The 21,006-nt window shown below is 66.2% G+C and carries 14 protein-coding genes and 1 riboswitch; of the genes, 8 read left to right on the top strand and 6 right to left on the bottom strand.

What is annotated here, in order from left to right; all coding sequences use genetic code 11:
- Positions 1-215 precede the first annotated feature (215 nt).
- Positions 216-324, top strand: a riboswitch (glycine riboswitch).
- Between the two features lie 162 nt (positions 325-486).
- The 5 genes from gcvT (at position 487) to bluB (ending at position 5,899) form a co-directional block, all read left to right on the top strand.
- Entirely contained in the window at positions 487-1,662 is a 1,176-nt protein-coding gene (gcvT, locus tag ACQKJZ_RS06645; protein WP_427730464.1) for a glycine cleavage system aminomethyltransferase GcvT, read from the top strand.
- Between the two features lie 2 nt (positions 1,663-1,664).
- Positions 1,665-2,036 (top strand): glycine cleavage system protein GcvH, encoded by a 372-nt coding sequence (gene gcvH / locus ACQKJZ_RS06640; RefSeq protein ID WP_427730463.1) that lies wholly within the window; start codon positions 1,665-1,667, stop codon positions 2,034-2,036.
- A 179-nt stretch (positions 2,037-2,215) separates the two neighbouring features.
- On the top strand, positions 2,216-3,586 hold the full coding sequence (gene gcvPA / locus ACQKJZ_RS06635; protein WP_427730467.1) for an aminomethyl-transferring glycine dehydrogenase subunit GcvPA: 1,371 nt from the start codon (positions 2,216-2,218) through the stop codon (positions 3,584-3,586).
- On the top strand, positions 3,583-5,139 hold the full coding sequence (gene gcvPB, locus ACQKJZ_RS06630; RefSeq protein WP_427730462.1) for an aminomethyl-transferring glycine dehydrogenase subunit GcvPB: 1,557 nt from the start codon (positions 3,583-3,585) through the stop codon (positions 5,137-5,139). The genes gcvPA and gcvPB overlap by 4 nt, the downstream gene beginning before the upstream one ends.
- A gap of 136 nt (positions 5,140-5,275) precedes the next feature.
- A complete protein-coding gene (bluB, locus tag ACQKJZ_RS06625) occupies positions 5,276-5,899 on the top strand; it encodes a 5,6-dimethylbenzimidazole synthase (protein WP_427730461.1) in 624 nt (207 codons plus the stop codon).
- A 33-nt stretch (positions 5,900-5,932) separates the two neighbouring features.
- Here bluB and ACQKJZ_RS06620 read toward each other — a convergent pair whose 3' ends face one another.
- Positions 5,933-6,829, bottom strand: a complete 897-nt coding sequence (locus ACQKJZ_RS06620) for a DMT family transporter (RefSeq protein WP_427730460.1) — start codon at positions 6,827-6,829, stop codon at positions 5,933-5,935.
- Between the two features lie 91 nt (positions 6,830-6,920).
- Between ACQKJZ_RS06620 and proS the strand changes: the two genes are divergently transcribed.
- Positions 6,921-8,453 carry a proline--tRNA ligase gene (proS, locus tag ACQKJZ_RS06615; RefSeq protein WP_427730459.1) on the top strand — a complete coding sequence of 511 codons (1,533 nt, stop codon included), beginning with the start codon at positions 6,921-6,923 and terminating at the stop codon, positions 8,451-8,453.
- Between the two features lie 126 nt (positions 8,454-8,579).
- Here proS and ACQKJZ_RS06610 read toward each other — a convergent pair whose 3' ends face one another.
- Together ACQKJZ_RS06610 and rnr are read right to left on the bottom strand one after the other, a co-directional pair.
- Positions 8,580-9,548: a glutathione S-transferase family protein gene (locus ACQKJZ_RS06610; RefSeq protein WP_427730458.1), complete on the bottom strand. Its 969-nt coding sequence runs from the start codon at positions 9,546-9,548 to the stop codon at positions 8,580-8,582.
- A 179-nt stretch (positions 9,549-9,727) separates the two neighbouring features.
- Positions 9,728-11,926, bottom strand: a complete 2,199-nt coding sequence (gene rnr, locus ACQKJZ_RS06605) for a ribonuclease R (RefSeq protein ID WP_427730457.1) — start codon at positions 11,924-11,926, stop codon at positions 9,728-9,730.
- 225 nt (positions 11,927-12,151) lie between these two features.
- Between rnr and ACQKJZ_RS06600 the strand changes: the two genes are divergently transcribed.
- Positions 12,152-14,647 carry a family 20 glycosylhydrolase gene (locus ACQKJZ_RS06600; protein ID WP_427730456.1) on the top strand — a complete coding sequence of 832 codons (2,496 nt, stop codon included), beginning with the start codon at positions 12,152-12,154 and terminating at the stop codon, positions 14,645-14,647.
- Here the strand turns inward: ACQKJZ_RS06600 and ACQKJZ_RS06595 are convergent.
- Both ACQKJZ_RS06595 and ACQKJZ_RS06590 read right to left on the bottom strand, forming a co-directional pair.
- Complete coding sequence (locus tag ACQKJZ_RS06595; protein ID WP_427730455.1) at positions 14,631-16,577, bottom strand: beta-N-acetylglucosaminidase domain-containing protein; 1,947 nt, start codon at positions 16,575-16,577, stop codon at positions 14,631-14,633. The two genes, ACQKJZ_RS06600 and ACQKJZ_RS06595, sit on opposite strands and share 17 nt — an antisense overlap.
- Positions 16,578-16,814: 237 nt before the next feature.
- Complete coding sequence (locus ACQKJZ_RS06590) at positions 16,815-18,599, bottom strand: ABC transporter transmembrane domain-containing protein (RefSeq protein WP_427730454.1); 1,785 nt, start codon at positions 18,597-18,599, stop codon at positions 16,815-16,817.
- 208 nt (positions 18,600-18,807) lie between these two features.
- Here ACQKJZ_RS06590 and ACQKJZ_RS06585 point away from each other — a divergent pair, with 208 nt between their 5' ends.
- Complete coding sequence (locus ACQKJZ_RS06585) at positions 18,808-20,025, top strand: polyhydroxyalkanoate depolymerase (protein WP_427730453.1); 1,218 nt, start codon at positions 18,808-18,810, stop codon at positions 20,023-20,025.
- A gap of 201 nt (positions 20,026-20,226) precedes the next feature.
- On the opposite strand, the gene ACQKJZ_RS06580 is transcribed toward ACQKJZ_RS06585, so the two are convergent.
- Complete coding sequence (locus tag ACQKJZ_RS06580; RefSeq protein ID WP_427730466.1) at positions 20,227-20,706, bottom strand: pyridoxamine 5'-phosphate oxidase family protein; 480 nt, start codon at positions 20,704-20,706, stop codon at positions 20,227-20,229.
- Positions 20,707-21,006 lie beyond the last annotated feature (300 nt).

Raw genomic sequence — 21,006 nt, 5'->3', positions numbered from 1 at the left:
CGTTCCCTCACAAACCGGACATCGCATTCCATCCTCCCTGTTCCAAATCACCAGAACGAAGAAGAACCCGAAAAGCAGCCACGGTGAACAGTCCCGTGCCCGGGGGGGGATTGCCCCACAATCCACAGCATTGATTGCGCCCGCCGCCGTTCCCGATTGACTTCGGTAAACCCGCCCGGCAGAGGGCGCGGCGTCGATGTCGGGCATGCCCGACATAGGCGCGCGCGGGAGAGCGCCGGGTTCATCTTTCAGGTGACGAAACCCCGGCCGCCGAAGGAGCAACCACCCCGGAATCTCTCAGGCAAATGGGACCGCGCGATCGCCATCGACACTCTGGAAAGCGCATTGGCCGTCAGGGCTGGGTGCCACCGAAGGGGTAAGCCGGAATTTCCGGCGAAAGCTCTCAGGTTCCGTGACAGAGGGGGATCGGATCGGGTAAGGACATTTGCGTCCCTAGCCGACACCCTTTTGACGGAGACCGGCCCCGTGAGCGACGCAACCGACCTGAACGTAGAAGACGCCCCCGAGGGTCAGGAGATCATCCAGACGCTGCCGCTGGACGCATGGCATCGCGCGCGCGGCGGGCGGATGGTCCCGTTCGCGGGCTATGAAATGCCCGTCCAGTATGAAGGCATCATGGCCGAGCATCTCTGGACCCGCAAGTCGGCCGGACTGTTCGACGTCAGCCATATGGGGCAGGTGGTCTTCACCGGCGACAATGGTCTGGCCCCGGTCATCACCGCGCTGGAAAAGGTCCTGCCGGGTGACATCACCGGCCTTGGCGATCGTAAGAACCGCTATTCGCTGCTGCTGAACGAAGAGGGCGGCATCCTCGACGACCTGATGGTGACGAAGCGCACCCTGGATGGCGCGGACGAACTCTATATGGTCGTCAACGGCGCGACGAAGTATGACGATATCGCCTATCTGCTCGATTTCATCCCTGATGATGCGACGTTGAACCTGCTCGACGAGCAGGCGCTGCTGGCGCTCCAGGGGCCGAAGGCGGTCGATGCGCTGTCGCGGATCGTGCCGGGCGTCGAGGCGCTGGTGTTCATGACCGCCGCCGACTTCGTATGGAACGACGTGCCGCTGTGGATCAGCCGCTCGGGCTATACCGGCGAGGACGGTTACGAAATCTCGATCCCGGCCGAGCATGCCGCCGCTTTCGCCGATCTGCTGTGCGAACAGGCCGAAGTGAAGCCGATCGGCCTGGGTGCGCGCGACTCGCTGCGTCTGGAGGCGGGGCTGCCGCTCTACGGCCATGACCTCGACCCCGAGACGACGCCGGTAATGGCCGATCTGGGCTTCGCGCTTGCCAAGAAGCGCCGCGAGGCGGCCGACTTCCTCGGCGCCGAGCGTATCCTCGCCGAGCGCGAGAACGGCCCCGCCGTCAAGCGCGTCGGCCTGACCGTCGCGGGTCGCCAGCCGGTGCGCGAGGGCGCGTCGGTGGTCGCCGACGACGGATCGGTCATCGGTCGCGTCACCAGCGGCGGCTTTGCCCCGTCGATGGGCGCGCCGATCGCCATGGCCTATGTTCCCACCGAGCTGGCGACGCCCGGCACGGCCCTCAAACTGCTTCAACGCGGCAAGACCCATGACGCCACCGTCACGGCGATGCCCTTCGTCCCCCATCGTTACGTTCGTTCAGGAGCCAAGTGACCATGAGCCGCTATTTCACCGAAGATCATGAGTGGATCGACGTCGACGGTGATGTCGGCACGGTTGGCATCTCCGATTATGCGCAGGGTGCGCTGGGCGACATCGTGTTCGTCGACGTCCCCGAGGAAGGCCGCGCGCTGTCCAAGGGCGACGAGGCCGCCGTGGTCGAGTCGGTCAAGGCCGCGTCAGACGTCTATGCGCCCGTCTCGGGCACCGTGGTCGAGGGCAATGCCCAGCTGGCCGACGAGCCTGCGCTGGTCAACAGCGACCCCGAGGGCGAGGGCTGGTTCTTCAAGCTCACGCTGTCGGATGCCTCGGAGCTGGACGGCCTGATGGACGAAACCGCCTACGCCGCGTTCGTCGCGAAGCTCTGATGTAAAGCCCCTCCCTCATTAGGGGAGGGGCCTTCATCCTCCCCTCCCGCAGGCGGGAGGGGTTGGGGGAGGGGACTCGTTCTCCTCCAAGCGATACGCCTGCCGAAGCCGGGTGCCCTCCCCCGGCCCCTCCCGCCTGCGGGAGGGGAGAAGAAGAGGAGGGCGGAGAAATGGAACGCATGCGCTACCTGCCCCTTACTTCTTCCGATCGGGCCGAGATGCTCTCGGTCATCGGTGCCGGATCGGTCGACGACCTGTTCGTCGACGTGCCCGAATCCGCCCGCCTGTCCGGCCCCATCGAGGGGCTGCCGAACCACGCTTCCGAACTGGCGGTCGAGCGGCACATGACCGCGCTCGCCCGCAAGAACACCGTGGCGGGCGACGTGCCCTTCTTCCTGGGCTGCGGCGCGTATCGCCATCATGTCCCCGCCAGCGTCGACCACATCATCCAGCGCGGCGAGTTCCTGACCGCCTATACGCCCTATCAGCCGGAAATCGCGCAGGGCACGTTGCAGATGTTGTTCGAGTTCCAGACGCAGGTCGCACGTCTGCTCGGTACCGATGTCGCCAACGCCTCCATGTATGACGGCTCGACCGCGTGCTGGGAAGCGATCGGCATGGCGCGGCGCATCACCAAGAAGTCCAAGGCGATCCTGTCGTCGGGCCTACACCCACACTATGTTTCGGTCGCCAAGACGATGGCGAAGTACACCGGCGACACGCTGGAGACCGGCACGCCGGTACTTACCGCCGAGACCGATATCAACCAGATGATCGCGGCGATTGACGGTGATACCTCCTGCGTCGTCGTCCAGTACCCGGATATTCTCGGCCGCATCGCCGATCTGACCCCGCTGGCCGAGGCGTGCCACGCCAAGAAGGCGCTGCTGATCGCCGTTGTGACCGAGCCGGTTGCGCTGGGCGCGATCCGTAGCCCGGGTGAGATGGATGCCGACATCGTCGTCGGCGAAGGCCAGTCGCTGGGCGTCGGGCTTCAGTTCGGTGGGCCCTATGTCGGCCTGATGGGCTGCAAGGATAAGTATATCCGCCAGATGCCGGGCCGCTTCTGTGGCGAGACGGTGGACGCGGACGGTAAGCGTGGCTTCGTGCTGACGCTCTCGACCCGCGAGCAGCATATCCGCCGCGAAAAGGCGACGTCGAACATCTGCACCAATTCGGGGCTGTGTGCGCTCGCCTTCTCGATCCACATGACGCTGCTGGGCGAGGCGGGTCTGCGCCGCATGGCGGGGATCAACCACGCGAACGCCTGCCGCGCGGCGGATCGTCTGGCGAAGGTTCCGGGCGTGAAGCTGGTCAACGACGTGTTCTTCAACGAGTTCACGCTGGACCTGGGCCGCGAGGCACGTCCGATCGTGCGGACGCTCGCCGAGCGCGGCGTGCTGGCGGGCGTGTCGCTCGGGCGGCTCTATCCGGGCGAGGACGCGCTCGCGAACGGACTGGTTGTGGCGGTCACCGAAACGGTGACGGCGGAGGATATCGAGACGCTTGCCAAGGCGCTGGCTGAGGTTCTTGGGGAGGTGCTGGCATGACGATCAACCAGAGCGGCTGGAAGCCCACGAGCCCCGAAGCCAATGAGGCGTCGGTCCCGGCGACCTTCACCGGCAACCGCGCGCTGATGCTCGAGGAAAAGCTGATCTTCGAGATCGGCGACGACAAGACGACCGGCGTTGATTTCGCCGAGGGCGATGTCGCGGGTTCGCGCTTGGGCGACCTGAGCCGCAAGGCGCCGATCGGCCTGCCCGGCCTGTCGGAGCCGGAGACGGTGCGCCACTATACCCGTCTGTCGCGTCAGAACTATGCGATCGACCTCGGCCTGTTCCCGCTGGGTTCGTGCACGATGAAGCACAATCCGCGCCTGAACGAGAAGATGGCGCGCCTGCCGGGCTTCAGCGACGTTCACCCGCTCGCGCCGGTCGACACGGTGCAGGGCGCGCTGGAGGTCATTCACCAACTGGCGCACTGGCTGGTCACGCTGACCGGCATGACCTCGGTCGCGATGAGCCCCAAGGCGGGCGCGCATGGCGAGCTGTGCGGTATCCTGGCGATCAAGGCGGCGCTGGAAAAGCGGGGAGAGGGCCATCGCAAGGTGATCCTGGTCCCTGAATCGGCGCACGGCACCAACCCGGCGACGGCGGCGTTCGCGGGCTTCTCGGTCGAGGATATTCCCGCGACCGCCGATGGCCGTGTCGATACCGCGGCGCTGAAGGCGCGGCTGGGCCCGGACGTGGCGGGCGTCATGATTACGAACCCGAACACCTGCGGCCTGTTCGAGCGTGACTTGAAGGACATTTCCGATGCGGTCCATGCCGCTGGTGGCTATGTCTATTGCGACGGCGCGAACTTCAACGCCATCGTCGGGCGCGTGCGTCCGGGAGATCTGGGCGTCGATGCGATGCACATCAACCTGCACAAGACCTTCTCGACCCCGCATGGCGGCGGCGGGCCGGGTTCGGGGCCGGTGGTGTTCTCGGAGGCGCTGACGCCGTTTGCGCCTTTGCCCTTCGTCGAGAAGACGGGTGAGGGCTTCCGCCTGGTCGAGGAAGAGAATGCCGACGACCATCACGCCGACAGCTTCGGCCGCATGGTCGCCTTCCACGGCCAGATGGGCATGTTCACCCGCGCGCTGACCTATATCCTCAGCCACGGTGCCGATGGCCTGCGCCAGGTCGCCGAGGACGCGGTGCTCAACGCCAATTACGTCCTGCGCTCGCTGGAGAATACGCTCGACGCCCCCTTCGCCAGGAGCGGCCCGTGCATGCACGAAGCCATCTTCTCGGACGAGGGCCTGGCCGAAGGCTTCTCGACGATCGACGTCGCCAAGGCGCTGATCGACGAGGGTTTCCACCCGATGACCATGTATTTCCCGCTGGTCGTCCATGGCGCGATGCTGGTCGAGCCGACCGAAACCGAGTCGAAGGCCGCGCTCGACCAGTTCATCGGCGCGCTGCGTTCGGTGGCAGAGCGGGCCAAGGCGGGCGACGCCTCGCTCAAGACCGCACCGCACTTCGCGCCGCGCGCGCGCCTCGACGAGACGCTCGCCGCACGCAAGCCCGTGCTGGTGTGGAAGGACAAGGCGGCCTGATCGGATAAGCCCTCACCCTTTGCACTCGAATGGCGGGTGGGAAGGGTGAGGGCATTTCGCAGGTCGAAGCACGTGCGCCTCCACAATTCAGTCGCCCCGGTCAGGCGGCATATTCCGGCCCGCCAGATCCGTCGCCATGCGCTTTGACGCGATCCAGGCGGACACGCTGGAATCGATCCTGCGTTGGCGCCGCGACGTGCGGCATTTCCGCAACCAGCCGGTCGACGAAACGGTTCTGACCCGGCTCGCCGAAGCGATGGCGCTGGCGCCCTCGGTCGGCAATGCCCGGCCATGGCGGGTGATCCGGGTGGAAGATCCCGCGCTCCGTGGCGCCGTCCGGGCCGATTTCCAACGATGCGACGAGGAAGCGGCGGCCGGCTATGCCGACGAACAGGCCGTCGCCTACCGTGCGCTGAAACTCGCCGGGCTCGACGCCGCGCCGGTGCAATTGGCGGTCTTCACCCATATCGACCCGGCGGAAGGCCATGGCCTCGGCCGCCGCACCATGCCCGAAACGCTGCGTCAGTCGACGGCGATGGCGATCCACACGCTGTGGCTGGCGACACGCGCGGCGAATCTGGGGATGGGAATGGTCTCGATCCTCGATCCCACCGCGATGGAGCGGATTTTCGCGGTGCCGGAGGACTGGGCCTTCACCGCCTATCTCTGCCTCGGCCATGCCGAGTGGGACGACGATACCCCGCTGCTCCACCGGATTGGATGGCAGGAGAATGCGCCCACCCGGTGGGAGGTGCGGTAACAAATATCCTCCCCTGGAAGGGGAGGAATAAAGTCAGTCCTCGGCTGCGGCCGAGATCGTCTGCTGCTTGCCCAGCCTCTGCTCGCGCCAGACGATGAACAATCCGCTGGCGATGATGACCGGCGCGCCCAACCACGTGCCCGTCGTCGGCAGCACCCCGAAGATCAGCCAGCCATAGACGGTCGCCCAGATCAGCCCGGAATAGTCCATCGGCACCACCGCCGCGACCGGCGCCAGCCGCGACGCACCGGTCAGCGCCAACTGGCCCAGCCCGCCGGCGAGCCCGATCGAGACCAGCACCACCCAGGTCAGCGGATCGTGCATCTTCAGGTGGAAGGCATAAGGCACGGCGATGAAGGGCAGGGTCAGGACGGTGAAATAGAAGACGGTCGTGGTCGCCGGTTCGTCGCGCAACTGGCGCAGCACGATCGCGACGATCGCGACGAACATCGCCGCCATCAGGCCCACGAACGCCCCGAACAGCGACATGTCGCTCGCCCCCGGCCGCACGACCAGCAGCACGCCCACAAAGCCGACCAGCACCGCGCTCCAGCGCTGCCATCCCGTCTTCTCACCCAGCACCAGCGCGCCCAGCAGCGTGGCGAAGATCGGCACCGTGAACTGGAACGTCGTCGCCTCGGCCAGCGGCAACAGCATCACCGCGCCGAAGGTGAAGACCATGCCGACCAGCCCGACCATCGCCCGCTTGGCATGGCCCTTCAGTCGCTGCGTACGCAACGATTGGAGTCCCGGCCCCGCCAGGACGAAGGCCAGCACGACCGGCAGCGCGCAGAGCTGGCGAAAGAACATGGTCTCGGAAAGCGTCGCCCCGCGCGACTCGGCCAGCTTCACAAAGGCCGACATGGTCGACAGGAAGAAGATGGCGATCAGGCGCAGGCCGATGCCTTTGAGCACGCGGTCATCGGACATGGGGGGCTCCTAGCCGGTGCACGCCCAGGACGAAAGGCCACACGCAGCCGCCCTATTGGCGAACCGCCCCCTTTGCCGCTATCGGGCGGGCATGAAGCACGCTCTGTCCGTCACCCGCGACGCGGATTTCTCCGCCTGGTATCAGTCCGTCATCGCCGAGGGCGATCTGGCCGAGGAATCGGGCGTCCGTGGCTGCATGGTCATCCGCCCCTGGGGTTATGGCATCTGGGAGCGTATCCAGCGCCTGCTCGACGACCGCATCAAGGCGACGGGGCATGAGAATTGCTATTTCCCGCTGTTCATCCCGCTGTCCTATTTCGAGAAGGAAGCCGAGCATGTCGACGGCTTCGCCAAGGAAATGGCGGTCGTCACCCATCACCGGCTGATCGCGGACGGCAAGGGCGGGCTGGTCCCCGATCCCGAGGCGAAGCTGGAAGAGCCGCTTGTCGTGCGCCCGACCTCCGAGACGGTGATCGGCACCGCCTTTGCCCGCTGGGTCCAGTCGTGGCGCGACCTGCCCGTCCTCATCAACCAGTGGGCCAATGTCGTCCGCTGGGAAATGCGCACCCGCATGTTCCTGCGCACCGCCGAATTCCTGTGGCAGGAAGGGCATACCGCGCATGCCACGGTGGACGAAGCACGCGCCGAGACGCTCCGGATGCTGGAAGTCTATCGCAGCTTCGTCGAGGATTGCCTCGCCATGCATGTCATCGCCGGTGAGAAGCCGGAGAATGAGCGCTTCCCCGGCGCGGTCGAGACCTATTCGATCGAGGGGATGATGCAGGACGGCAAGGCGCTGCAGGCCGGGACCAGCCACTTCCTGGGTGACAATTTTGCAAAGGCGCAGAATATCCGTTTCCAGAATGCCGAGGGTGGGCTGGACTTCGCGCAAACGACCAGCTGGGGCGTGTCGACCCGGATGATCGGCGGCATGATCATGGTCCACGGCGACGATGACGGCATGCGCGTGCCGCCCAAGGTCGCGCCGTGGCAGGTGGTGATCGTGCCGATGCTGCGCGATCAGCCCGAGGACGAGGCGCTGCTGGCCTATTGCCGCGACCTGCAAAAGGAACTGGTCGGTCAGCCGGCACTCGGTGAGCCGATCCGTGCGATGGTCGATGCACGCGCGCAAAAGGCCGCCAACAAGCGCTGGGGCTGGGTCAAGAAGGGCGCGCCGGTCATCATCGAGGTCGGCGGTCGCGACATGGCGGGCGGCAACGTCTCGGTCATCCGCCGCGACCGGCTGTACCGCGAGGACGGCAAGCTGGATTCGGTCGTGCAGCCGCGTGGGGATTTCGTGTCGGGCGTGGCGGACCTGCTGGCCGACATCCAGGGCGAGCTCCATCGCCAGTCGGCCGAGCGGTTGAAGGCGCAGATCGTGCCGGTCGACGACTGGGCGGGCGTGGAAGCGCATTTCGCCGACGGTGTAAAGAACCCCGGATGGGTCGATGTCCGGTGGGCCAAGCCCACGGGTGCCGAGCTGGAGCAGGTGGTCGAGAAGCTGAAGGCGCTGAAGCTGACCATCCGCAATGTGCCGATGGGCCAGACCGGGTGTGACGACGGCCCCTGCATCTTCACCGGCCGCGAGGCGGTGGAGCGGGTGCTGATCGGCCGGGCGTACTGACAAAGCTCCCCCTCCCGCAGGCGGGAGGGGGTTGGGGGGAGGGCTACGGGTCTCACCGAGACCATGGCTTGTGGCTTTTCCCTCCCCCGGCCCCTCCCGCTTGCGGGAGGGGAGAAGAAAGGGGGGCTATCGCCGCACCAACCCCTTCCACGGCAAATCCGGCCCGGCGGGCACGATTCCCGTCGGGTTCAGCTCCAGATGGCTGGCATAATAATGCGTCTTGATGTGATCGAGATGCACCGTCGCCGCGATCTCCGGGATCGCCAGCATCCGCTCCAGCAATCCCTCCAACGCCGGATAATCCTGCACTCGCCGGACATTGCACTTGAAATGCCCGTGATAGACCGCGTCGAAGCGCACCAGCGTGGTGAACAGGCGGATATCCGCCTCGGTCATCCGGTCGCCGACCAGCCATTCGCGGCCCGCTAGCCGTTCCTCCAGCGCATCCAACTCCGCGAATAGCGGGCCGACCGCTTCGTCATACGCACCTTGCGTCTTGGCGAAGCCGCATTTGTAGACGCCGTTGTTCACCCGGTCATAGACGGGGTCGTTGACCGCATCAATTTCGCCGCGAAGTTCGGCGGGGTAAAAATCCCCCTCCCGCGCACCCAGCCCGTCGAACGCGGTATTGAACATGCGGATGATCTCGGCCGACTCGTTGCTGACGATTGTGCCCCGTTCCTTGTCCCACAGCACCGGCACCGTGACCTTGCCGTTATAGTCGTCGCGGGCACGGGCATAGAGCTGCCACAGATACTCCGATCCATGGAGCGGATCGCCGGTCCCGCCCCGCTCCGTCGCGAAGGTCCACCCATTCTCCCGCATCAGCGGATCGACCACCGACAGGCCGATCATGTCCTCCAGTCCTTTGAGCGCGCGGACGATCATCGTGCGATGCGCCCAGGGGCAGGCATAGGAGACGTACAGATGATAGCGCCCCGCCTCGGCGCGGTGGCCGGTCTGGCCATCGGGGCCAAGGCCACCATCCGCCGTCACCCAGTCGCGAAAGCCGGAATCAGGGCGCTTGAAGCTGCCCTTCTCGTCCGACTTGAACAGCCCGTCAGCGTGCCAGACGCCGTCCACCATATTGCCCATGCGTGTGTCTCCTCGGGGGAGGGTACGCATGGGGGCGGGGGAGCGATCCCAAAGATCCTCCCCGGCACGGGGAGGTGGCAGGCCGAAGGCCTGACGGAGGGGGGCTTCCTCATAGGGTGTCCTATGTGGCGATCCCCCTCCACCAGCTTCGCTGGTCCCCCTCCCCGTGCCGGGGGGGATTAGCGCCGCTTGCCGTTGTGGCGGATGTTCGTGGGGCGTCCGCGGCGTTTCAGCACCCGGCGCGGCTCGGGCGCCGCACCCTTGCCCTCGGGCAGCTCGAAGCGCAGCGCGCCCGACACCGGGTTCGCCTCGGCCAAACGCAGCGGCAGGCGCTGGCCCAGCTTGTAGATTTCCCGCGTCTTCTCGCCGAGCAACTGCTGCGAGCTTTCGTCATAATGGAAATAATCGCCGCCCAGGTCGCGGATCGGCATCAACCCGTCACCGCCCACGCCGTTGACGGTCGCGAAGAAGCCGAAATTGGTGACGCCGGTGATCCGCGTCTCGACCACCTGACCGACATGCTCGGCGAGATAGGCCGCGACATAGCGGTCGATCGTCTCGCGCTCCGCTTCCATCGCGCGGCGCTCATATTGGCTGATCGAGGTGCCCAGCCGCTCCATCTCCTCGCCCTCCGGCAGCAGGCCGCCATCGCCCAGCTTGTACGCCCCCACCAGCGCACGGTGGACGACCAGATCGGCATAGCGCCGGATCGGCGAAGTGAAATGCGCGTAGGACCCCAGCGACAGGCCGAAATGCCCCTGGTTGATCGGCGCGTAATAGGCCTGGGTCTGCGAGCGCAGGATTTGCTCCATCACCTGCGGACGGAAGTCCGCGTCGCCGATCTTGTCGATGATCCGGTTGAAGGTCGCCGGGCGGATCACCTGTCCCATGGCGAAGGGGATGTCGAAGGTTTCGAGATACTCCTTCAACGCGACCAGCTTGGTGCGGCTGGGCACCTCATGGACGCGGTACATCACGGGTGCCTTCTTCGCCTCCAGCGCCTTGGCGGCGGCGACGTTGGCGGCGATCATGTAATCCTCGATCAGCCGGTGCGCATCCAGCCGTGCGCGTGGCGCCACCGACAGGATGCGGCCATTCTGGTCGAGCACCACGCGCCGCTCGGGCAGGTCGAGGTCGAGCGGCTCGCGATCGTCGCGCGCCTTGGCCAGCGTCGCCCAACAGTCCCAGAGCGGGCGCAGCGCCTTCTCGGTCAGCGGGTGCGACAGCTCGCCATCAATGGCGGCCTGCGCGTCTTCATAGGCGATGTTCGCCGCCAGCCGCACGAGCGCGCGGGTGAAGCGGAAAGACTTGAGCTTGCCGTCCTTCGTCACCTGAAGATGACAGGCGAGCGCGGCGCGGTCCTCGCCTTCCTTCAGCGAACAGACATCAGCCGACAGGATCTCGGGCAGCATCGGCACGACTCGGTCGGGAAAATAGACCGAGTTGCCGCGCCGCCGCGCATCCTTGTCGATCGCCGAGCCCGGGCGGACATAAAAGCTGACATCCGCGATCGCGACGATGGCGCGCCAGCCCTCGGGATTGGCGGGATCGTCGTCGGGCGCGGCCCAGACCGCGTCGTCATGGTCGCGCGCATCGACCGGATCGATCGCGACGATGGGCAGATCGCGCAGGTCTTCGCGGTCGTCGCCCAGCGGCTGGCGCGCGACCCGCTCGGCCTCCTCCAGCGTCTCGGGCTGGAAGCGGTCGGGAATCTCGAACTTGTGGATCGCGATCAGCGAGAAGCTGCGCGGCGCGAAGGGATCGCCCAGCCGCTCGACCACCTTCGCGGTGATACGCGGCGGACGGCCCGCCTTTTCGGCCAGCACCAGGTCGCCCGCTTCTGCGCCGCCGGTGTCGGACACCATCATCTCGCGCCGGTCCTTCTTATCGACGCTCGTCAGCCAGAAGCGCCCGGCTTCCTCGCGCAGCACGCCCAGCACCTGTTCGGAGGCGGGCGCGATCGTCTTCATGACATGCGCGATCCAGCCGCCACCCGCTTCCTCGGTACGCGCCAGCACCCGCTGGCCGATGCCGAGCGACCCACGCTTGCGTTCGCGGATACGCAGCCGCGGGATGGGGATGCCGTCGGCCTCCCAGCGCTCCGGCTGGCCCCAGACATTGCCGCCGTCATCGACATCGACGATGCGCAGCACCGTCACCTTGGGCAGCCCGCCCATCTTGTGAAAGGCGCGGCCGGGGGCACTGTCGATCAGCCCCTCATCGGCCATATCCTTGAGCAGCGCCTTCAGCCCGATCTTCTCCTGCGCGGAGAGACCGAAAGCGCGCGCGATCTCACGCTTGCCTGCCGGTTGGTCCGACTGTTCGATGAAGGCGAGGATTTGCTCACGGGTCGGCAGACCCGGCTGGGGTTTTTTCATGGGCTTGAGATAGGGGGTGGGGCGGGCGGCGTCACCCCTTCAATCCTCCCCGGCACGGGGAGGGGGACCAGCGAAGCTGGTGGAGGGGGCGTTCCACGAAGCGAGGCATCTGCGGTGCCCCCCCTCCACCACCGCTTCGCGGCGGTCCCCCTCCCCTTGCAGGGGAGGACTAACAGGGTCATGATCCAATGTAATACCAGTATGGCGTAGCGGGACGGGCAGAACATGATGAATTTATGGGCTTCGGCCGCGATCCTGGCGGCGGCGCCGAGCGCGGAGGCCGATCTCGATCGGCTGGCAGCGACGCTGGGCTATCGCTACACCATATTGACCAACCGCCCGGCGTCCTGCCCGACCGACACCCCGCGCTGTTTCGAGGCGGACATCGCCATCGCCGTGCCCGAAGGCGCGCCGAGCCTGCCGGTCGAAATCCGCTACAGCCTGGTCAATCCGGTGCTGAAGATCGAGAGCGACACGTTCGACAACCGCGCGATCAACGGCGATCTGAACGTCCTGACGCTGAAACCCGGCCAGTCGCTGAAGCCGGGCCAGACTTATCATGTGAAGCTGACCGGCCTGGGCGCGTTCTTCTCGCGCAACCACATGATGCCGAATGCGACGTTGGCCGTGGCGGGGCTGACCCCGCGCGTGATCGCCGCGACCCGGACGGGAACCGATGCCGCGACGGGGCTGGAGACCTTGCCGTTCGTCGCGCCGATGACCGATGAGGCGGCACTGGCCCGCAGTGCGCCGGACGACCAGACCGTGTGGCGGACGCCCGAACGCGCCTTCAAGCTATACGCCGAACGCGGCGCGCCGACGCCGGTCGATGTCGCGATCCTGCCCAAGCCGATGAAGGTCACGCGGCCAACTGGTGCCCCAGTCGACCTGTCCAAGGGGCTGCGCGTCTCGACGCAAGGCTTCACCCGCGCCGCCGTCGCGCCCGCGCTGGCCGGATTGCCGATGGGAACGGTGCCGCTGATCATCCGCAAACAGGCGGGGATCGCGCCTGAAGGCTATCGCCTGGCCATCGGGCAGGGCGGCGTGACCATTGCGGCAGCGGATGCGGCGGGGGCGTCCTATGCGCTGCGCTCGCTGGCGCAGCAGATGGCGGCGGAGGGCACAACCCTTCGCCCACTGATCGTCGAGGATGCGCCGCGCTACGGCTTTCGCGGGCTGCACATCGATCTGGCGCGCAACTTCCACAGCAAGGCCGAAATCCTGAAGCTGATCGAGCAGATGGCGGCCTATAAGCTCAACACACTCCATCTGCATCTGGGCGATGACGAGGGCTGGCGGTTGCAGATCGCGAGCTTGCCCGAACTGACCGAGGTCGGGGCCTATCGCTGCGACGACCTGAGCGAAAAGACGTGCCTGCAACCGCAGCTCGGCGCGGACCCTGCCAGGGATGCCCCGACCAACGGCTATCTGACCGCCGCCGATTATTCCGACATCCTGCGTGCCGCCAAGGCACGGCAGATCGAGGTCATCCCGTCCTTCGACATGCCTGGCCATTCGCGCGCGGCGATCCGGTCGATGGAGGCGCGCTATCAGCGGCTGCTGGCGAAGGGCGACAAGGCGGGGGCGGAGCGGTTCCGGCTGGTCGAGCCGGGCGACACCACCCGCTATTCCAGCGTCCAGCATTATGACGACAACACGCTGAACGTCTGCATCCCCAACACCTATCGCTTCATCGACACGGTGATCGACGACATCGCCACCCTGCACAAGGCGGCGGGGATGCCGCTGACCACCTATCATATCGGCGCGGACGAGACGGCGGGCGCCTGGGTCCAGTCACCCGCCTGCCAGGTAATGATGTCGAAAACCGGCATGCAGCCCAAGCAGCTCGGTGCGTACTTCATCGAGCGGATTTCCGCTGATCTCGCCAAGCGCGGCATCGCGGTTGCGGGGTGGAGTGACGGGCTGGGCCATACCGACCCGGCGAAGATGCCCGCAAACGTTCAGACCAATATCTGGAGCAATCTGCACGCGGGCGGCGTGGCCGAGGCGCATGGACAGGCCAATCGCGGGTGGAAGACGGTGCTGTCGATCCCCGATCTCGGCTATTTCGACATGCCCTATGCCGCCGATCCGAACGAGACGGGCTATGACTGGGCGTCGCGCGGGGTGGACAGTTTCCAGGTGTTCGGCTTCATGCCGGGCAATCTCGCCGCCAATGCCGCGCTGATCCCCAATATCCTCGCCCAGCCCAAGGCCATTGCCGACACCGTACCGCTTCAGCCAGGTCGCGGCATCGCCGGGCTACAGGCGCAATTGTGGAGCGAGACGGTACGTCGCGACAGCCAGGTCGACTATATGCTCTTCCCGCGTCTGCTGGCGCTGGCCGAGCGGGCGTGGAACAAGCCGGAGTGGGAACCGGCCTATGTCGCAGGGACCGCCTATCAGCCGAACGACCAGCGCGTCGACCGGACCAGGCTTCTCGCCGGATGGCGGGATTTCGCCGGACGGATGGGTGTGCAGATGCGGCTGCTCGACCGGGCGGACGTCACCTATCGCCTCGCCCCGCCGGGCGCGCGGATCGTGAATGGCAGGCTGGAGGCCAATGCCGAGTTTCCCGGCACGCCAATCGAATATCGCACCGGCAACACCGCCTGGGCCCGCTATGACGGGCCGGTGGCGGTAACGGGGGTGGTCGAGCTTCGCACCCGCACCCCCGATGGCCGCCGCGCCAGCCGGACGGTTACGGTTTCGCCGTAACTGCGATCAGGCTCGGCGCGTCGGCGATGAACGTGTCGAGCACGCCATCGGCGATCTTGATCGGCCCATCGAAGCGGACCGCGCCGGGGATGCTCTGCACGGCGGCGGCCTGCGCGGCGATCCTTTGGGCATCGGCGAAATAGCGGATGGCGGTGGCGCTCCCCTGATCGGCGGCGGTAAGCCCGGCGGCGGTCAGCTGCAACGAGCGGCCCCAAAGCTGCATCGCGTCCAGCCACGGGCGCGCCTGTTCGGCAAAGCCGGGGTCGACCACGCCGGCGCGGATCGTGTCGGGCGCATCGGTGATCGCATCGGCCTTGGCGCGTAACATGGCCAGGGCGGCACGGCGTTCGCCCGCATCGCCATTGGCCAGCGCTTCGCGGACATGGTCAAGCAGCGCCTTCAGCCTGGGGGCCTGTTCCTGCCAGGGCTGGCTGCCGAAGGTGGGGGCGAGATGTTCGACATCGAACAACTCCAGCAAGGCGGCGGTCGCCCGCGCGTCGCCCCCGGCCAGATCGCGTGCGGCGAAATGCCAGGTGCGGTCGGCGTCATAACCCTTGTCGTTCCAACCAAAGGCGAGGACCCCGGTCACCGCCACGCGGCTGGGCGCTTCCTGGTTCATCGGGTTGGAGAGAATCCCGGTCAGCTCGGTCGACAGGCCCGCCTCGCGCTTGGCATAGGGCGCGAGCAGCAGCCGCCCGGCCGAGCTGGCATAATCGTTGACCGGATAATTGTCCCAGAGCAGCGTCTTGCGCCCGAACGCCTTGGTCGCGGCCTTGGCATCGGGGACCGAGATGGCGGGCGGCACGACGTCGGTGCCGGTCCATTGCACGACGATGCGCGGGTTCAGGTTCGCGCGGAGAGCTGCCTTGTAGGGGCTTTCCTTGGCGTCATAATATTCGGTCGGCACCATGATCAGCGGGCGCGAGGCGGGGTCCTGTTTCAGCAGGTCGGCCTGCACCGCGTTCAGCAATTTGGACTGGGCGACCCCGGCGGCTTGCGCACCCGAGGGGCCGAAGGCGGCCTTGTCCGCCTCGCAATTCCACTTCTGATATTCGATGTCGTCGAGCGCGACATAGAAGCTGTGCACGCCGATCCCGCGCAACGCGGCGAATTTGCGCAGCAGCGTCTGCTCGTCGGCCGGGTTGGAGAAGCAGATTGAGGGGCCGGGCGAGATCGCATAGACGAAATCGACATGGTTGGCGCGCGCGGTCGCGACCAGCGTGCCCAGCGCCTTCAGCGTCTCCGCCGGATAGGCCTCGCGCCACTTGTCGCGTGCGAAGGGATCGTCCTTGGGGCTGTAGACATAGGTGTTGGCCTTCATCTGGCCCAGGAAGTTCAGATGCTTGGTGCGGTCCGCCATCGACCAGGGCTTGCCGTAGAAACCCTCGATTGTGCCGCGGATCGGCATGGCGGGATGGTCGCGGATGGTCAGCGCGGGGACGGTCTTGCGCGTCAGCAACTGGCGGAAGCTCTGCGCGGCGTGGAACAGCCCGTCCGCGTCATGCCCGGCCAGCGTGATCAGGCCGGCACCGATCGCGCGGGTGGCGAGCGTATAGCCCTCCGCCTTGTCCTCGGGGCGCGCCTGGCTGCGGTTCAGTGCGTCGCGGACCAGCGCAGCGCTGTCGGGGCCGATCACGATCGTCGGACGGTCGGGCGTCACGGGGAGGCGGGTGGCGGTTTGAATCTCGGTGACGCCCGCCCGGGCCAGCAAGGTGTGGATTAGTGTGGCGGTCTCCGGCTCGGTGCCCGGTGCGACGATCAGCGTGGCGGCGCGGCCCAGCGGGAAGGCGCCATCTTCCAACGTCATCGACACGGGCGTCGGGAAGATGGCGGGAAGGGTGACGGGGCTGGCCTGTGCCGCCGGGGTGAGGAGCGCCAGGGTGATCGCCACCAGCGCGCCGCCCGTCCATCTGTTTGCCGCCCGCGCCATCCTCAATCTCCGGTATTTAACTGGTATTGTCGGAACCTAGGGGAGAGGGGGGCGGGCTGCAAGCGCGATTGCGGGTGGTCTTTCAGGGGGTTGTGGGTGAGGTTGGAACGTGGCCTTCGACTACGCTCAGGTTGAACGGATGTTGGCACGTAAACCAATCCCTCGCTCCGTTCAGCCTGAGCGAAGTCGAAGGTCAAGGGAAGCCATGGCCTTGAGAATGGTATTAAACCGGCTCTATCAATCGTGGAACTGAAGGCTCGCCAGCCGCGCATACAGCCCGCCGCCGGCGATCAGCTCGGAATGGCGGCCCTGTTCGACGATCCGCCCGCCATCCATCACCACGATCCGCTCGGCCGCGCGCACGGTCGCCAGCCGGTGCGCGATGACCAGCGTCGTGCGGTTCGCCATCAACCGCTCCAGTGCCTGCTGCACCAGCTGCTCGCTCTCGGCATCCAGCGCGCTGGTTGCCTCGTCGAGCAACAGGATCGGCGCATCGCGCAGCAGCGCGCGGGCGATGGTGATACGCTGGCGCTGGCCCCCCGACAGCCGCGCACCGCCTTCGCCGAGGAAGGTGTCCAGCCCCTGCGGCAGGCCATGCAGGAAGTCGGCGGCGTTGGCGGCTTCGGCGGCGGCCCAGAGTTCGTCGTCGCTCGCCTCCCACCGGCCATAGCGGAGATTGTCACGCGCCGACGCGCCGAAGATCACCGTCTCCTGCGGCACCATCGCGATGCGCGCCCGGATCGCCGCCGGATCGGCGTCGCGCAATGATACGCCGTCGAGCGAGATATCGCCGCTCTGCGGATCGTAGAATCGCTCGGCCAGCTGGAACAGCGTCGACTTGCCCGCGCCCGAGGGGCCGACCACCGCCACCGTTTCGCCGGGGCGGATGTCGAGCGAGAAGTCGTTCAATGCGGCGACCTCGGGCCGGGTCGGATAATGGAAGACGACATGTTGGAAATGCAGCGCGCCCATCGGGATCACGGGCAGCACGGCCGGGGCGGGGGGCGGCGCGATCTCGGGCTGTTCGGCGAGCAGCTCGGCCAGCCGTTGCGCCGCGCCGGATGCGCGCAATATGTCGCCCCACACCTCGGTCAGCGCCTGGAACGAGCCGGCGACCAGCATGCCCGTGACCACGAAGGCGGTCAGCGATCCGCCCGACAGCCGCCCGCTGGCGACATCGGCAACCGCTTCCCAAAGGAGCAGCGTCAACCCGCCAAAGAACAACCCGATCACCATCGCGGTCATCACGGCGCGCAGCAGGAAGCGCTTGCGCGAGGTGGCGAAGCCGTTGCTGACCGCCAGTTCGAACCGCTCGGCCTCGCGGCGTTCCTGTCCGAACGCCTGGACGACCTTCATCGCGCCCAACGTCTCGACCGCGGTCGCGCCGATCTCTGCCAGCTTGTCCTGGCTGTCGCGCGAATAGCTGCGCACCTTTTTGCCCAGCACCACGATGGGCAGTACGACCAGCGGGATGCAGACCAGCAGCGACAAGGTTAGCTTGGGCGACAGCGCGAAAAGATAGATGGTGCCGCCGATCCCGATTACGATGTTGCGCAGCGCGATCGACACGGTCGAGCCGACCACCTGCTCGATGATCGCGGTGTCGGCGGTCAGGCGGCTGGCGATTTCGGAGGGGCGGTTCTCTTCGAAGTAACGCGGCGCCAGTCGCAGCAGATTGGCCTGCACCGCGATGCGGATGTCCGCCACCGTCCGCTCGCCGAGCCAGGATACGAAGTAGAAGCGGAAGGCGGTGGCGATCGCCAGCACCAGCACCACCGCCAGCAGCCCCTGGAAATAGGGCGCGATATTGCCGGTATCGCTCATCCGGCCGAAGCCGTGATCGATCACCTTCTGAAAGGTGCGTGGGATGAACAACGTCGCGCTGGCGGCGACCAGCAGCGACAGCGCGGCCGCCGCCAGATGCGCGGGGTAGCGCAGCGTGAAGCGCCAGACCATTTTCAGATTGCTCAGACGGCGGCTGGGCGGAACGGCGGGCTTGGGGGCAGCGGCGGATTTGGCCATGATGGCACGCGGCCTAGCAGCGCTACGGGGCAGGCTCAACGCCGGCGACGGCGTCCACGCATCGTTCGGGCGCTTTCGAACGTTATGCAAAGCGTCGGACCACGGCAATATGACGGGATCGCCATATTATGGTCATCTTGCGCAAACGGTTTCGTGGTAGGTGGAACGTGATCATGGCTCCCGATCGCGGAGCGCGAAGGAATCGACGATGCTGTATGACGCCTATGAAATGCAACGCTCGATGCTGGCGGGCGCGAGTGCGCTGGCCAATTTCGGTGCGGGGCTGCTCCAGAATCCGGCCAACCCTTTCGCCTATTTCGGCGGCGGCGCGGTCATGGGATCGGCGCTGGAGGTGTTCGCCCACGCCTCGGCGCCGCGCGGCAAGCCCGCTTTCGGCCTGACCAAGACGGTCGTCGATGGGCGCGAAGTGGTCGTCCATGAGGAGATCGTGGCGCGCAAGCCCTTCGGTCAGCTCAAGCGTTTCCGCCGCGATGGCGTCGAGAACAGCCCGCGCCTGCTGATCGTCGCGCCGATGTCGGGCCATTACGCCACGCTGCTGCGCGGCACGGTCGAGCGGATGCTGCCGACCTGCGAAGTCTATATCACCGACTGGCGCGACGCGAAGCTTGTGCCGCTGTCGGAGGGGCGGTTCGATTTCGACGATTATGTCGATTACATCATCGATTTCCTGAGCGAAGTGGGGCCGGGCGCGCACATGCTGGCTGTGTGTCAGCCCTCGGTGCCCTGCTATGTCGCGGCCTGTGTCATGAGCGCGGACAAGCATCCCTACACCCCGCGCACGCTGACCCTGATGGGCGGGCCGGTCGATACGCGCGAGGCGCCGACCGCCGTCAACCTGCTGGCGACAGAGCGGCCGCATGCCTGGTTCGAGCAGAACGCGATCGCGACCGTGCCGATGACCTATCCGGGCGCGGGGCGGCGGGTCTATCCGGGCTTCCTGCAGCTGGCCGGGTTCATGTCGATGAACCTGGGCAACCACATGATTTCGCACTGGGAGATGTTCAAGCATCTGGTCCAGGGCGATGACGAGGGGGCCGAGGCGACGAAGCGCTTCTATGACGAATATCGCGCGGTGTGCGACATGACGTCGGAATTCTATCTCCAGACCGTCGAACTGGTGTTCCAGCGCCATGCGCTGCCCAAGGGCGAGATGCTGCACCATGGCAAGCGCGTCGATCCGGGCGCGATCACCGACATCGGCATCCTGGCGATCGAGGGCGAGCGCGACGATATTTCGGGCCTGGGCCAGACCCGCGCGGCGCTGACGCTGGCGACCAATCTGCCGGAGGACAAGAAGCGTTATTATATGGCCGAGAATGTCGGCCATTACGGCATTTTCAATGGCTCCAAGTGGCGCAACCGCATCGCGCCGGTGGTCGAGGAGTGGATTCAGACCAACGCCTAATTCTCAACGCAAATCCAACCCTCCGTTCAGCCTGAGCGTAGTCGAAGGCCACGCGACGCACCCAGCCAAAAGCGTATGGCGGAGGTTTCCCCTTGGCCTTCGACTACGCTCAGGCTGAACGGGGCGGGGGACAGGGTCAGGATATAGAAAAGCGCCCGGAAGCCATGGCCTCCGGGCGTTTTCCATTCCGGCAATCGCGGATTACGCGACCGAGCCGACCACCGCATGGCTGGACGATTCGTCCGAACGGATCGTGCCACCGAACAGCATCTTCACTCGGCCCGACAGCGAGATGTCGGTTTCCCACAGCTCGGCCGAATTGATGTCGAAGCGCAGCAGCGTCAGGTTCGGGTCCGATTTTCCTTCCGGGAACCAGGCCTCGACCTGATTATTCCACAGCTTGTCGATCTGCGCCGGATCATTGTCCCTGGTCACCTGGCCCGACAGGCACGCGAAGAAGTCGTGACCCTTGCCGACGAACTGCGCCATCGCCTCACCGCCCTTGGCGATACGGTTGTCGCGACCGGCGAAGAAGAACAGCGTGTTGGGCTGATCGTCATCGATCTGCGCGGTCATCGGTTCGGAATGCTGACCGTCGTTCAGACCGATCATGACGAACGGGCTGTCCTTCAGCTTGTCGAGGAACTTGGCGGCGATTTCCTGGGGGCTGTCGTCGGCCATCATGGCTCTCCTGTTCAAGGGGTTTGACGGGAGAACGACGCGGGGGCGGGGATGGTTGCCAGCACTCTTGTAGAAAGGCTTTCTACAAGACAGGCCCCTGACACGGCTCGACGGAATGTGCCACAAAGCCTCCGACGGCACTTCCGCCGTCGAACGCAGAAAGGACCGTGAATGTCCGTCTCCGATCTGTGCCTGATCCTGGGCGTCATCATCGCCTTCGCGACCTTGGTCGTGAAGATCGTTGAGGCTCGCAACAGGTAAGGTGCCCGGCGGGGCTTGGGTTGCAGCCCAGGCCCCAAA

The organism is Sphingomonas sp. NPDC019816, assembly GCF_050274375.1.
GTDB lineage: Bacteria > Pseudomonadota > Alphaproteobacteria > Sphingomonadales > Sphingomonadaceae > Sphingomonas.
This window is presented reverse-complemented; position numbering and strand designations above follow the sequence as displayed.

Bases quoted from the DNA above. Each gene is read 5' to 3' on its own strand.
- ACQKJZ_RS06585 (WP_427730453.1), top strand. From the start codon at position 18,808: ATGCTGTATGACGCCTATGAAATGCAACGCTCGATGCTGGCGGGCGCG.
- ACQKJZ_RS06595 (WP_427730455.1), bottom strand. From the start codon at position 16,577: ATGGCGCGGGCGGCAAACAGATGGACGGGCGGCGCGCTGGTGGCGATC.
- ACQKJZ_RS06600 (WP_427730456.1), top strand. From the start codon at position 12,152: ATGATGAATTTATGGGCTTCGGCCGCGATCCTGGCGGCGGCGCCGAGC.
- ACQKJZ_RS06590 (WP_427730454.1), bottom strand. From the start codon at position 18,599: ATGGCCAAATCCGCCGCTGCCCCCAAGCCCGCCGTTCCGCCCAGCCGC.
- rnr (WP_427730457.1), bottom strand. From the start codon at position 11,926: ATGAAAAAACCCCAGCCGGGTCTGCCGACCCGTGAGCAAATCCTCGCC.
- ACQKJZ_RS06620 (WP_427730460.1), bottom strand. From the start codon at position 6,829: ATGTCCGATGACCGCGTGCTCAAAGGCATCGGCCTGCGCCTGATCGCC.
- ACQKJZ_RS06580 (WP_427730466.1), bottom strand. From the start codon at position 20,706: ATGGCCGACGACAGCCCCCAGGAAATCGCCGCCAAGTTCCTCGACAAG.
- gcvH (WP_427730463.1), top strand. From the start codon at position 1,665: ATGAGCCGCTATTTCACCGAAGATCATGAGTGGATCGACGTCGACGGT.
- proS (WP_427730459.1), top strand. From the start codon at position 6,921: ATGAAGCACGCTCTGTCCGTCACCCGCGACGCGGATTTCTCCGCCTGG.
- ACQKJZ_RS06610 (WP_427730458.1), bottom strand. From the start codon at position 9,548: ATGGGCAATATGGTGGACGGCGTCTGGCACGCTGACGGGCTGTTCAAG.
- bluB (WP_427730461.1), top strand. From the start codon at position 5,276: ATGCGCTTTGACGCGATCCAGGCGGACACGCTGGAATCGATCCTGCGT.
- gcvPA (WP_427730467.1), top strand. From the start codon at position 2,216: ATGCGCTACCTGCCCCTTACTTCTTCCGATCGGGCCGAGATGCTCTCG.
- gcvPB (WP_427730462.1), top strand. From the start codon at position 3,583: ATGACGATCAACCAGAGCGGCTGGAAGCCCACGAGCCCCGAAGCCAAT.